12 protein-coding genes and 1 pseudogene are annotated in these 13,225 nt (G+C 40.1%); 11 read left to right on the top strand and 2 right to left on the bottom strand.

Going from position 1 to position 13,225, the window contains the following annotated elements:
- Positions 1-43 precede the first annotated feature (43 nt).
- From groL to H5116_RS09820, 4 genes and pseudogenes are all read left to right on the top strand, one after another.
- Entirely contained in the window at positions 44-1,693 is a 1,650-nt protein-coding gene (gene groL / locus H5116_RS09805) for a chaperonin GroEL (RefSeq protein ID WP_002958835.1), read from the top strand.
- A 184-nt stretch (positions 1,694-1,877) separates the two neighbouring features.
- On the top strand, positions 1,878-2,291 hold the full coding sequence (gene rnk, locus H5116_RS09810) for a nucleoside diphosphate kinase regulator (RefSeq protein ID WP_010555031.1): 414 nt from the start codon (positions 1,878-1,880) through the stop codon (positions 2,289-2,291).
- Positions 2,292-2,491: 200 nt separating this feature from the next.
- Positions 2,492-2,911, top strand: a pseudogene (locus tag H5116_RS09815) (VOC family protein).
- Positions 2,912-2,917: 6 nt separating this feature from the next.
- Positions 2,918-3,355, top strand: a complete 438-nt coding sequence (locus tag H5116_RS09820; RefSeq protein WP_182716036.1) for a hypothetical protein — start codon at positions 2,918-2,920, stop codon at positions 3,353-3,355.
- Between the two features lie 13 nt (positions 3,356-3,368).
- Here the strand turns inward: H5116_RS09820 and H5116_RS09825 are convergent, their stop codons facing one another.
- Positions 3,369-4,844 (bottom strand): NAD(P)H-hydrate dehydratase, encoded by a 1,476-nt coding sequence (locus H5116_RS09825; RefSeq protein WP_182716037.1) that lies wholly within the window; start codon positions 4,842-4,844, stop codon positions 3,369-3,371.
- A 248-nt stretch (positions 4,845-5,092) separates the two neighbouring features.
- Here H5116_RS09825 and gmk point away from each other — a divergent pair, with 248 nt between their 5' ends.
- The 5 genes from gmk to H5116_RS09850 all read left to right on the top strand — a co-directional run bounded on the left by gmk (position 5,093) and on the right by H5116_RS09850 (position 10,770).
- On the top strand, positions 5,093-5,713 hold the full coding sequence (gmk, locus tag H5116_RS09830) for a guanylate kinase (RefSeq protein WP_182695900.1): 621 nt from the start codon (positions 5,093-5,095) through the stop codon (positions 5,711-5,713).
- Between the two features lie 124 nt (positions 5,714-5,837).
- On the top strand, positions 5,838-6,113 hold the full coding sequence (rpoZ, locus tag H5116_RS09835) for a DNA-directed RNA polymerase subunit omega (RefSeq protein WP_002958829.1): 276 nt from the start codon (positions 5,838-5,840) through the stop codon (positions 6,111-6,113).
- Between the two features lie 387 nt (positions 6,114-6,500).
- Positions 6,501-8,606 carry a bifunctional GTP diphosphokinase/guanosine-3',5'-bis pyrophosphate 3'-pyrophosphohydrolase gene (gene spoT, locus H5116_RS09840; RefSeq protein ID WP_182716038.1) on the top strand — a complete coding sequence of 702 codons (2,106 nt, stop codon included), beginning with the start codon at positions 6,501-6,503 and terminating at the stop codon, positions 8,604-8,606.
- A 12-nt stretch (positions 8,607-8,618) separates the two neighbouring features.
- Entirely contained in the window at positions 8,619-9,011 is a 393-nt protein-coding gene (locus tag H5116_RS09845; RefSeq protein ID WP_024600049.1) for a RidA family protein, read from the top strand.
- A 151-nt stretch (positions 9,012-9,162) separates the two neighbouring features.
- Entirely contained in the window at positions 9,163-10,770 is a 1,608-nt protein-coding gene (locus tag H5116_RS09850) for a DUF342 domain-containing protein (RefSeq protein ID WP_182716039.1), read from the top strand.
- Positions 10,771-10,809: 39 nt separating this feature from the next.
- On the opposite strand, the gene asnA is transcribed toward H5116_RS09850, so the two are convergent.
- Positions 10,810-11,805 carry an aspartate--ammonia ligase gene (asnA, locus tag H5116_RS09855; RefSeq protein WP_182716040.1) on the bottom strand — a complete coding sequence of 332 codons (996 nt, stop codon included), beginning with the start codon at positions 11,803-11,805 and terminating at the stop codon, positions 10,810-10,812.
- A gap of 197 nt (positions 11,806-12,002) precedes the next feature.
- Between asnA and asnC the strand changes: the two genes are divergently transcribed.
- Together asnC and trmH are read left to right on the top strand one after the other, a co-directional pair.
- A complete protein-coding gene (asnC, locus tag H5116_RS09860) occupies positions 12,003-12,461 on the top strand; it encodes a transcriptional regulator AsnC (RefSeq protein ID WP_024595831.1) in 459 nt (152 codons plus the stop codon).
- Positions 12,462-12,502: 41 nt separating this feature from the next.
- Positions 12,503-13,189: a tRNA (guanosine(18)-2'-O)-methyltransferase TrmH gene (trmH, locus tag H5116_RS09865; protein WP_007580009.1), complete on the top strand. Its 687-nt coding sequence runs from the start codon at positions 12,503-12,505 to the stop codon at positions 13,187-13,189.
- Positions 13,190-13,225: the final 36 nt, after the last annotated feature.

The following is a 13,225-nucleotide window of genomic DNA, read 5'->3' on the forward strand; positions in this document are numbered from 1 at the left end:
CTTTTCGTTTATAAACATTTAAGAATTTAGAGGAATTTAAAACATGGCAGCAAAAGAAGTACTTTTTGCAGGTGACGCACGCGCTAAAATGCTAACTGGCGTAAACATCCTGGCAAACGCAGTAAAAGTTACATTAGGTCCTAAAGGCCGTAACGTTGTACTAGACAAATCATTTGGCTCTCCAGTTATCACTAAAGATGGTGTTTCTGTAGCAAAAGAAATCGAACTTGAAGACAAGTTTGAAAACATGGGCGCACAAATGGTTAAAGAAGTTGCATCTAAAGCAAATGATGCAGCCGGCGATGGTACAACTACCGCTACAGTACTTGCACAGTCTATTGTTAATGAAGGCCTTAAAGCTGTTGCAGCAGGCATGAATCCAATGGATCTTAAGCGCGGCATCGACAAAGCAGTTATTGCTGCTGTTGCAGAGCTTAAAGCGTTATCTGTTCCTTGTTCTGATACTAAAGCAATTGCACAAGTAGGTACTATTTCTGCTAACTCTGATCAAGAGATTGGTAATATCATTGCTCAAGCAATGGAAAAAGTAGGCCGCAACAGTGGTGTTATTACTGTAGAAGAAGGTCAATCACTTGAAAACGAACTAGATGTTGTTGAAGGCATGCAGTTTGACCGTGGTTACTTATCTCCTTACTTTATCAACAGCCCAGAAAAAGGCACTGTTGAACTAGATAACCCATTCATTCTACTTGTAGATAAAAAAATATCTAACATCCGTGAATTATTACCAACATTAGAAGCGGTTGCTAAAGCAAGTAAACCACTACTAATCATTGCAGAAGACCTTGAAGGCGAAGCACTAGCTACATTAGTAGTTAATAACATGCGCGGTATTGTTAAAGTATCAGCTGTTAAAGCACCTGGTTTTGGCGACCGTCGTAAAGCAATGCTGCAAGATATCGCTGTATTAACTGGCGGTACTGTTATTTCTGAAGAAATCGGCTTAGAGCTTGAAAAAGCAACAGTTGAAGACCTAGGTACAGCTAAGCGCGTAATTATCACTAAAGATGATACAACTATCATTGACGGTGCTGGCGAAGAAGCGGGTATTACTGGTCGTGTTTCTCAAATTAAAGCACAAATTGAAGAAGCTACATCTGACTACGATAAAGAAAAACTTCAAGAGCGCATGGCTAAACTTGCTGGCGGTGTTGCAGTTATCAAAGTAGGTGCTGCTACTGAAATCGAAATGAAAGAGAAAAAAGACCGCGTTGAAGATGCATTAAATGCAACTCGTGCAGCGGTTGAAGAAGGCGTAGTACCTGGCGGCGGTGTTGCACTTGTACGTGCTGCTAGCAAGCTAGTTGATTTAGTTGGCGACAACGAAGATCAAAACCACGGTATTAAAGTTGCACTTCGTGCGATGGAAGCACCACTTCGTCAAATCGTAACTAACGCAGGCGACGAAGCATCAGTTGTAATTAACGCAGTTAAAGGCGGCGATGGTAACTACGGTTACAACGCAGCAACTGGCGAATACAACGACATGATTGAAATGGGTATCCTAGATCCAACTAAAGTAACACGCTCTGCGCTACAGTTTGCAGGGTCTATTGCGGGTCTAATGATCACTACTGAAGCAATGGTAGCTGAAATCCCTAAAGACGAATCTGCTGGTGCACCTGATATGGGCGGCATGGGCGGAATGGGTGGTATGGGCGGAATGATGTAATCATCCCCTAAACACCTAGCTCAAATAAAAACCCAGCTTCGGCTGGGTTTTTAGCTATTGGGCACAAATAAAGTAAAAGCCACAGGTGTGGCTAATTAATAAAATGACTTCGCGTATCCCTTTGCTTCTTAAATGCATGCCAAGCCATACTCAGAGTTAATTTTATTTATTAAAAATTATTAAGATGAATAAAAAACCTGAACTAATCATCTCATCACTCGATGCAGATAGATTGTATGACTTAATGGAATCATTGCCTGCAGGTAGCTTTGCTAATAAAGAAGAATTGGAAGCTGAACTGGCACGAGCAACAATAGTCGAACCTAAAGATATGCCATCGTCAGTTGTAACAATGAACTCAACTGTAAACTTTATTGTTGAGTCTTCTAAAGAAGAATTTACGTTAACCTTAGTGTACCCAAAAAACAGTGACTCAAGCGGCGATAAAATATCGATATTATCCCCCGTTGGTAGCGCATTACTTGGGCTAAACCAAGGCGACGAAATTGAGTGGCCTAAACCGAGTGGCGGCTTGATAAAGGTAAAAATAAAAGAAGTAACCTATCAACCAGAACGTGCTGGTGAATTACACAGATAAACACTTTATGCACTTAGTACTAAAAAATCGATTTAAAGTAGACCCAGCCTCGGCTGGGTTTTGCTTTTTATTATAAAGCAGATTGATATTGTTTAATTTATACCTATAACTAAGTTGCATACTGCGGGCATATACCCTGCGAAGTCGCTAACTAATATGATAAAAAGCACATTTATTTAATAGTACGGAGTAAACCAAACATGACTAACGTTCAACAGCATATAAGCAGCATTGCATTAGTTATTAAGGACTACGGCGATGCCATTGAGTTTTATACTCAAAAGCTCAACTTTGAGTTAGTCGAGGATACTAACTTAGGTGATGGTAAACGCTGGGTATTAATTTAACCTCCAAATTCAAACGAGACTAATTCGAGCAGGACTAATCTGCTGCTTGCTAAAGCCACAACGCCCGAACAGATGAGTGCTATTGGTAATCAAACAGGTGGTCGCGTGTTTTTATTTTTGCATACTAATGATTTCTGGCGAGATTATAATTTAATGCTTTTTAAAGGCGTTACATTTAACGAAGAGCCTAGAGTAGAACCCTATGGCACCGTAGCGGTTTTTGAAGACTTGTATGGTACAAAATGGGATTTATTACAGCTTAATAATCAGTGAGATAAAATGCTGTTAAATATAAAAGCAAAATTTTTATTAAGTGCGGGAGTTATTGCATCTGCAGCGGCTGTATGGCATTTACTTTGTATATGGGGTGGCACTAGTTGGTTTATATTTGCTCGCGCTCCAATACAAATAATAGAATCATCACAGCAAGGTACGCTCCTTGCGCCTTTAGGCAGTATTGCAGTAGCTGGACTTATGTTTGCCTGTACTGCATTTGCCTTATCAGCAATTGGTTTAGTGCGTAACATAGTACTTACTAGAACCGCTTTAATTGTTATTGCAACCTTGTGTATCATACGAAGCTTAATAATTATCCCTGCATTAATACGAGCCGATACGTGGAATATTATAGCGAGCAGTGCTTGGCTTTATGTAGGTGTATGCTTTTTAATGGGTGCAGTAACGTTCCACAATTTAAAGCCGAAGACTAATAGTTGAGTGACGCTGTAACTCACGTCACTTTATTAACTAACTCTCTTACAACTGGGAATAAATCACTGGGTAGCATTCCCCTTTGCCCATCTCGCTCACTTGCGATATCACCGGCTTTAGCGTGCAGTGTTACGCCATAGCGTGCTGCTTCATCAATAGTTAAACCTTGAGCAAGTAATGCCCCAATAATACCAGTGAGTACGTCGCCACTGCCGCCAACTGCAAGTGCTGGGTTGCCATCTTCACACACCCACGTGTGCTGGGCATTATCTATTAATGTTCCTGCGCCTTTTAATACACAAGTCGCGTTATAGCGCTTGGCGCAAAGGCGAGCATAATTAAAGCGGTCTGATTCTATGTCGCTGGTACTAACACTTAGCAGTCGCGAAGCTTCGCCTGGATGTGGCGTAAGTACGCATTGCTCTAACACATACGATGAGGCTTGCTTAGCGAGTAAATTAAGGGCGTCTGCATCTATAACCAATGGCATTTTATTGTTTTGGCAATATTGCATTACTTCATCGAATGTTTGTTGTGCCCACTCGTCTTGCCCAAGCCCTGGGCCAATAACAACGCAGCTTGCCCACTCTAGCGCTTGATGTAAGTTATTACTGCTTACCATAAGCTCTGGTCTGCCAATACTAATAGGCGTTATTGAGCTTTCGTGTGTATACACCCTTACCATGCCAGCACCCGTTCTAAGAGCTGCTTCACTACTTAACCTAATTGCACCTGCAGTACCTTGATTGCCACCAACACATAAAAGCTTGCCATGGCTGCCTTTGTGACTATTGATTGCCCGCGTGGCAATTCCTTTAAAGCTATTAATATTTATCAAGGTTCCTGATGATTGAGCTATACTAGTAAACGCATCGCCAATTGCTAAATCATCAAAAACTAACTTACCGCTATATTGTTTACCTGCCGTCGTTGTGAGCCCTTGCTTTATACCTACAAAAGTAACGGTTGAAGTAGCTTGTACTGCGCACCCTAAAGGCTGTCCTGTATTTGCTTCAATGCCTGATGGAATATCAATGCTTATTACGGGCTTACCACTGTTATTTACAGCGTTAATTATATTCGCAAAATTATCGCGCACGGCGCTATTAAGCCCAGTACCAAGGAGCGCATCAATAACGATATCGCACTCATTAAGAGCATCTTTTGTAAAATGAGAAACCACCCCACCCGCTTCAATCCATAACTGCTGCGCTTTTGCTGCATCACCGGTTAATACTTTATTAGGCTCAGCTGCGCATACTGTTACCTTTTTACCTGATTGCATAATAAGCCTTGCAACAATATAACCGTCTCCAGCGTTGTTACCATGGCCAACAATAACTAATGTATGCTGTGCATCAAATAACTGCCATTGCTTATATACAGCTTCGCCTGCACGCTGCATTAGTGTAAATAAATCACAATGACTGTTTTTAGCAGCTAAAGCTTCATTGTCTCTTACTTGTTGTGCGGTAAATAAGGTTTTATTAAGCATAAAGGCTCCTTTACTAGGTGATACTTCACCTTATCAAATACTTATATCTAGCGGCTAGTTCTGTTGACAATTTTAAACTGCAATTTTATTTAAAATCTAACTTAGCAAAATACGCCCAAGCCAATTTGGGCATGACCAACATGAGCACGACTAACTTGAGCAAGGTGAGCTAATTAAAGTACAATGCAGTTAATTAAAGGCTTGGCTTACTTGTAACCCAGGCCTGTTTATTTTTAGGTAGAGAAAAAATGGCACAAACTCGCGGTAACTTATTTATTTTGTCAGCCCCTTCTGGTGCTGGTAAATCAAGCTTAATCAATGCGTTATTAAAAAAACACGCTGACATGAAAGTATCTGTATCACATACAACTCGCGCCCCTCGCCCAGGTGAAGAAAATGGCGTGCATTATCACTTTGTATCTACAGACGAATTTAAAGCGCTTATTGCCAAAGATGACTTTTTTGAATGGGCTCAAGTATTCGATAATTACTACGGCACATCAAAGCAAGCTATTGAGTCGCAACTTGATGCGGGTATTGATGTGTTTTTAGATATTGATTGGCAAGGCGCTCAGCAAGTGCGCAAAATTATGCCAAGCGTACAAACTATTTTTATACTACCTCCTTCAAAAGAAGAATTAGAGCAACGCTTAAATAACCGTGGCCAAGATTCAGCTGAAGTTATTGCCTCTCGTATGGCAAAAGCACAATCTGAAACATCACATTATAACGAATACGACTATGTAATTGTTAATGATGACTTTGAGAGCGCGCTTGGCGACATAGAAATGATTGTAATGGCTCAGCGCTTAACCCTAAAAGCGCAAGAAGAACGCCATCAAGTTTTACTAAATAGCCTGCTTAAATAATTTAAGTCTATTTAAATCAGGCTTAGACAAGTAAAACTGATAAAAATTGAACACTGGCTATTGGCGAAAGTGGCTGCTTGCAGTAAACTACGTCTTTGATTTAAATTATTTTTGGAGTGCTGTGATGGCCCGCGTAACAGTTGAAGATGCAGTAGATGCAGTTGGTAATCGTTTTGACTTAATTTTAGTTGCGGCTCGTCGTGCCCGCCAAATTGCTGTTGGTGGTAAAACTCCACTAGTAGACCCTGAAAACGATAAGCCAACGGTAGTTGCTTTACGTGAAATTGAACTAGGTTTAGTTGATAGCTCTTCAATGGACTTAATTGACCGTGAAGAACAACAACACCAAGAAGCAGCTGAATTAGCTGCTGTTGCCGCTATTGTTGGTGGCAACCAATAATCGACCTCCCGGTCTGATTTAGCCAACGGCGCAGTATTTCTACTATAGCCGTTGGCAATCCTTTCATTTCATCGTATATTCGTAACTTACCTAATTTGCTTCACTAGGGCTGTCTATCTTTCGAGGTTAAATTTGCAGTAGTATGTTTGGTATTTAGGCAAGGCAGAGCCTATGTAGTGTGGTTATTCCCCATAAATAGGCGATAACGCAGCATAAATGCAAAACATGCGCTGCCTAAAGGGTTCTGCCTAGGGGCACTTTACTCTTTGTTGCTCGATTTTTACTTAGCCCGCTAGGCTAAAAACCTCGCGCCACAATTAAATCGCCCCTAGATTGAACAAATTTTAATCCTGAAAGGTCAACAGGCCCTAGAACATTGGAGTGTGAATGTATCTTTTTGAAGGTCTTAAAAAGAAAATCTCAGAATACTTGCCCGCTGCTGATGTAGAGCTGGTTCAAAAATCTTACGTGGTAGCCCGAGAGGCCCATGAAGGACAAACTCGCTCGAGTGGCGAACCTTACATAACGCACCCAGTAGAAGTAACCCAAATTCTTGCAGGCATGCATCTTGACCATGAAACGCTCATGGCCGCGCTAATGCATGATGTAATTGAAGATACTGATTTTAGTCAACAAGATTTAGCCGAGATATTTGGCGAAACTGTTGCAGAGCTAGTTGAAGGTGTGAGTAAGCTCGATAAGCTTAGCTTTAAAGATAAAAAAGAATTCCAAGCTGAAAACTACCGCAAAATGATTATGGCAATGACTCAGGATATTCGAGTCATTTTAATCAAGCTTGCTGATAGAACACACAATATGCGTACTTTAGGCGCATTGCGCCCAGATAAGCGCCGCAGAATAGCGCGTGAAACACTAGAAATTTACGCACCAATTGCAAACCGCTTAGGTATTCACGATATTAAAAATGAACTTGAAGACTTAGGTTTTCAAGCTTTATATCCTATGCGTCATCGCGCACTTAAATCGGAAGTTGCTAAAGCACGCGGTAATCGCAAAGAAGTTATTACTAATATCCAACATGAAATAGAAGCACGTCTTGAAGAATCAGGCATTAAAGCAACTGTGTCAGGCCGTGAAAAACATTTATATAGTATTTATAAAAAAATGCTTAATAAAGAACTGCTATTTAACGAAGTTATGGATATTTACGCGTTTAGAATTGCAGTTGACTCTATGGATACGTGTTATCGTGTATTAGGTGTAGCTCATAGTCTTTATAAACCTATTGAAACACGCTTTAAAGATTATATTGCAGTACCAAAAACAAATGGTTACCAATCGCTTCATACTTCATTAGTTGGTCCTCACGGTATACCTGTTGAAATTCAAATTCGTACTCATGATATGGATCATATGGCCGACAAAGGTGTAGCGGCGCATTGGATGTATAAAAAAGCAGGTGATGGCGCAGGTAATACTTCGCAGCAACGTGCTCGCCAGTGGATGCAGAGCTTATTAGAGCTTCAGCAAAGTGCGGGTTCATCATTTGAATTTATTGAAAATGTAAAAACTGAGCTATTCCCAGAAGAAATTTACGTATTTACACCAGATGGGCGTATTGTTGAGCTACCAATGGGTGCTACCGCAGTCGATTTTGCTTATGCCGTGCATACTGATGTAGGTAACACCTGTGTAGGCGCACGCGTTAATCGCAAGCCGCACCCTTTAAGTAGGCCCTTAGATACAGGGCAAACCATAGAGATAATAACAAGCTCAGGTGCCCACCCTAATGCAACATGGCTAAACTTTATTGTTACTGGTAAGGCACGCTTAGGTGTTCGTAACTACCTTAGAAGCCAGCATCATGAAGAAGCTATGCTTTTAGGGCGTCGTTTACTTGATTCGGCATTAGGCGAAAACAAACTAGATAGTATTGCTGATGAAAATATAGCGAGAGTACTTGAAGAACACGAACTCTCCACAGTTTTAGAGTTGTTGGTAGAAATTGGCTCTGGTAACTTAATGAGCATGTTAATTGCCAAGCGCTTATTGCAAAATGACAATGACGATTTAACTGATATAACAAACCAAGCCAAAGCAACCATTATTGGTACTGAGGGCATGCTAGTTAATTACTCTAAGTGTTGCCGACCTGTACCTGGCGATGCTATTACAGCTCATGTAAGCCAAGGTAAGGGCCTGACCGTTCACCGCCAAGAATGTAAAAACATCCGTGGCTGGGAAAATGAGCGCTCTAAATACTTAGTTGTAAAATGGGACGATAACCCAGAGAAAGAATATATTGCAGCTCTGAGAGTTGAAATTATTAATCATCAGGGGGCTCTGGCTAAATTAACCAATGTTGTTACTACAACCCAAGCCAATATTGTAGAAATAACCACCGATGAAAAAGAAAGTAATTTATACGTGATAGATTTAGGGGTTACCGTTAAAAACCGTATCCACGTTGCTAACATTATGCGCCGCATTCGCGTTATGCCTGATGTACAAAAAGTCTATCGTAAAAAGTAAAATAGGAAACACATGAATAAAGCATTTATCTCTACCGACAAAGCACCTGCTGCCATTGGCACTTACAGCCAAGCAGTTAAAGTAGGTACCGCTGTTTATTTATCTGGTCAAATTCCACTAGTTCCAGAAACGATGGAAATGATTTCAGAAGACTTTAGTGAGCAAACGCATCAAGTATTTAAAAATATTACTGCGGTATGTGAAGAAGCAGGCGGAAAAATCCAAGACTTAGTTAAAATCAATATTTACCTAACAGATCTATCTAACTTCGCTACTGTAAATGAAGTAATGAGCCAATACTTTAAACAACCTTACCCAGCGAGAGCTGCATTAGGTGTTCGTGCACTTCCAAAAGGTGCACAAGTTGAAATAGATGGAATAATGGAACTTCCTTCTACCAATTAAGTATTACAGGCTATAGAGCCTCTCTATAGCCTTTCTTTCTCTCTTAGCACTTCGTTCTCTGTGACTTCTTGACTCAAATGTAAATTTCTAGCAATCTGTAGTTGTGTTTTAAAAAACAAACTTAACTTAAGTAGTAAAAAAGGATTAACTCGTGTTTAAGCTTGCCAACAATGGAAATGTTTTACTTGATGTAAAAGAACATATTCCTCCCAGCGCTGCATTTATTTTAGAGGCTCTCGAAAAGTCAGCTTTTTGCGACTGCAAAATAGATCATGACGCTATTAATGATTTTTTTAAAAACGAAAACACACAACACACTCTGGTTGTAGCAACAAAACACAATGCCACTTTAAATGTAACAATTAGCGACGATAAAATGTTGGCCATTGGCGAGCTAACCCTTGCCCAAGGCGGAAAATTATTAAGTTTAGAAGATGCAAAAAAACAACTCGTTAAAGCAGGAATTGTGCGTGGCTATAAGCAAGCATTTTTAGAGTTGCTACTGCAAAAACAGTTTGAGCATACAGTGGGTTCTGTCGTTAAGGGAGTATTAGCTAAAGGTAGGCTACCAAGTGATGGTTTGGCCAGTAAACTAATAACAACCGTAGAGACTTTAAAAGACCGTTTAAAAACCCCCAAGCTCAAAGAAGATGGCAGCGTGGATATGCGCGACTTTGGCAAGCTTGCAAGCGTAGAGCCAGGCTCTGTGCTTATTCGCCAACAACCAGCAACCCCTGGTAAAGAAGGCTTCACCGTAATAGGTGACATACTGCCCGCAAAACCCGGAGAAAATAAACAATTAGTAGCAGGCGAAGGCACCGAAATATCAAAGCTAAATCCGCTTGAACTAGTCTCTACTATTGCAGGTGTTCCGGTTGAAATTAATAATGGTATGCGTGTCGACGATATTTTTACCATTTCAGATGTAAACGTAAAAAGCGGCCACATTGACTTTCAAGGAAGTGTTATTGTTACCCGTAATATAGACCCTGGAATGAAAGTAACAGCCAAAGGCGATATTACTATATTTGGCACTGTTGAATCAGGAGAGCTTACCGCAGGCGGAAACATCACCGTTAAACAAGGCATTATTGGCCATCAAAAAGCCGATGAACAATCACTGTCTTGTAAGCTTATTGCACGAGGTGATATTCACGTATCCCATTCACAGTATTGCTACCTAGAAGCAAATAATATTTTTATTGATCGCCAAACAAGCCACTGTGTAATGAAAGCTAAACGCTTACTGCAAGTTGGTCAATCCGACTTACCTAAGGGTAAAATATTTGGTGGCGAAATACTCGATGCAACGACCCTCATTGCTGGCGAAATAGGGAATGAATCAGGCGCTAAAATGATTATTAACCTAGCGGCTTCTGGCGCCGAAATAACCGCTGATACTGATAATTGCTTTAAAGACTTAGCTAAAACAGATGCACAGCTAGACACGTTGCAAGCAGCACTAGAAAAAACTGATTTAGTGAAGGATGCCGAAAAGAAAAAACTATTAATTACTAAAATTGGTGCTACTCAAAAGCATTATTGTGAGCAGGCAGAGCAATTAGAAAAACGTCTTTCAAACTTAGATCACGACTTACACGATTTACTTAACGACGCTAATTTAGCGGTAAATTCTGTTTTGCATTCAGGTGTAGAGATTCATATTTTTGATAAAGTACTCAAAACAATCCGCAATTACCCTCCGTGCAACGTTAAACTTTTGAATAACAAAATTGAAATAGAGTTCAAAACAAGCTAATAACTGAGTGCTCTATTGAGCACTCAAATTTATTCACATTTAAAGTAAACCGCTTACCTCAGCATGTGTTTGCTGCGGCCATACACCCACTTGTACTTGACCAATATGCTGCTTTTGTAGCAAGAGCATCGCTAAGCGCGACTGCCCTATTCCACCGCCAATTGTTTGCGGAAATTTACTTTGTAGTAGCGCTTTATGCCAATCAAACTCTAAGCGGTCTTCATCTCCAGTTGTACTTAACTGCGCTTTTAAAACCTCAGGACTTACACGTATACCCATTGATGAAATTTCAAATGCGTCTTCAAGTACTGGGTTCCATACTAAAATATCACCATTTAAACCCATATATTGATCGCACGTTGGCGTAGACCAATCATCGTAATCTGGGGCTCTTACATCATGGATTTTGCCATCACCAAGCGCGCCACCAATACCAATTAAAAATACAGCACCATATTCTTGTGCAATGGCTTTTTCGCGCTGTTTAGCGCTAAAGTCAGGGTACATTTTACGTAGCTCTTCACTGTGCACAAACTTAATGTCGTCCGGTAAAAAAGGCGTCAAACCATAAGACTCACTTACAAAAGCTTCCGTCTCTTTTATCCCTTTATAAATAGATTGAACAGTTTGCTTTAGTGTTGCCAGCGAACGCTCTGTGGTTTCGTTAATTACTTTTTCCCAATCCCATTGATCAACATATACAGAATGAATAGGACTTAATGAATCTTCATCTGGGCGCAAAGCTTTCATTTGAGTATAAATACCCTCACCAACACCAAAGCCATAAGTTGCCAGTGTTTTACGTTTCCACTTAGCCAATGAATGCACCACTTCGTAGCGGCTATCTGTAATCGCTTTTACATTTACAGCAACTGCGTTTTCATGGCCGCTTAAGTTATCTTGCGTGCCGTCACCTACTTTAGCCAAAATAGGGGCTTGAACCTCAACCAGCCCAAGTTGGGTTTCTAGTTGCTGTGAAAAAAATTGTTTAACTTTACTTATTTGCTGCTGTTGCTGCACATAGTGTGAACTCATAATAATTGGCCTCATTCCCAGTTATTGTTACTTGCTTAATTTATAAAAAGCGCCCTAATGAGCGCCTTTAATGAGGTTAATGTAACGATTTGATGAATTAATTCAACATCCCATAATAAAAATAGCTTTAACATATTAAAACCATCAATTAAGTGGTATAAAAATCATATATTCGATAATTTTATGAGAAAAATATAATGGAAAATTATTTAATCGATAATCTCGATAAACAGATACTTCATGCATTAATGGAAAATGCCCGTACTGCGTACGCCGAATTAGCAAAAAGATTTAATGTAAGCGCTGGGACAATTCACGTAAGAATTGAAAAAATGAAGCAAGCAGGGATCATTACAGGCACCCAATTAACGATTAATACTAAACAGCTAGGCTACGATGTGTGTTGCTTTATAGGTATTAATTTAAATAACGCACGTGATTACCCACAAACACTTATAAAGCTAGAAGCATTGGAGGAAGTGGTAGAGGCTTATTACACAACAGGTAACTACAGTATATTTATAAAGGTAATGACAAAGTCCATTGATCACTTACAAGATGTGCTGATTAATAAAATACAGGCAATAGAAGCCATTCAATCAACAGAAACACTGATTTCTCTACAAAATCCAATTAGCCGTACGGTAATGCCTTAACTGCAAAAATCTCGTATAATTGCCGAAAAAAGAGGATAACCATGCAGCAAACTCGCTATCAAAGAATCGAAGACGTACTTTCGCGCCGTCAAACAGACTTAACCGTGTGCTTAGAAGACGTGCACAAACACCATAACTTATCTGCAATAGTACGAAGTGCTGATGCGGTTGGTTGTCATCACGTACATGCTGTATGGCCTGAAAAGCAAAAATGGCTAACAAATAATACCTCAGGTGGCAGTAAAAACTGGCTAGAGACGCACTTACATAGAAATATTGATGATGCAGTTACTGCAATGCGTGAACGCAATCCAGAAATACAAATATTAGCGACTCACTTATCAGAAGATGCCGTTGATTTTAGAGAAGTAGATTACACCAAGCCAACGGCTATTATTGTTGGACAAGAAAAAACAGGGATATCAGAAAAAGCCCTAGAATATGCCGATCAAAATATTATTATTCCAATGCAAGGCATGGTGCAATCGCTAAATGTTTCAGTTGCTGCTGCGCTAATATTGTTTGAAGCACAGCGCCAACGCGAGCTGGCTGGTTTATATAATAGAGATATGTTGAGCGCCGAAGTTAAACATCCACTTTACTTTGAAGGCTGCCACCCTATTATCGCAAGGCAGTGTAAACAAAAAAAATTACCTTATCCTGCACTTGATGAAAACGGCGAAATAGTCGCTGACGAGCAATTTTGGCAAGCTTTAAAACATACTTGATGGACTAAAGCTCTGTAAGTACACTTAACTTATTCA

This window comes from Pseudoalteromonas sp. SG45-2 (assembly GCF_014164115.1).
Classification (GTDB): domain Bacteria; phylum Pseudomonadota; class Gammaproteobacteria; order Enterobacterales; family Alteromonadaceae; genus Pseudoalteromonas; species Pseudoalteromonas distincta.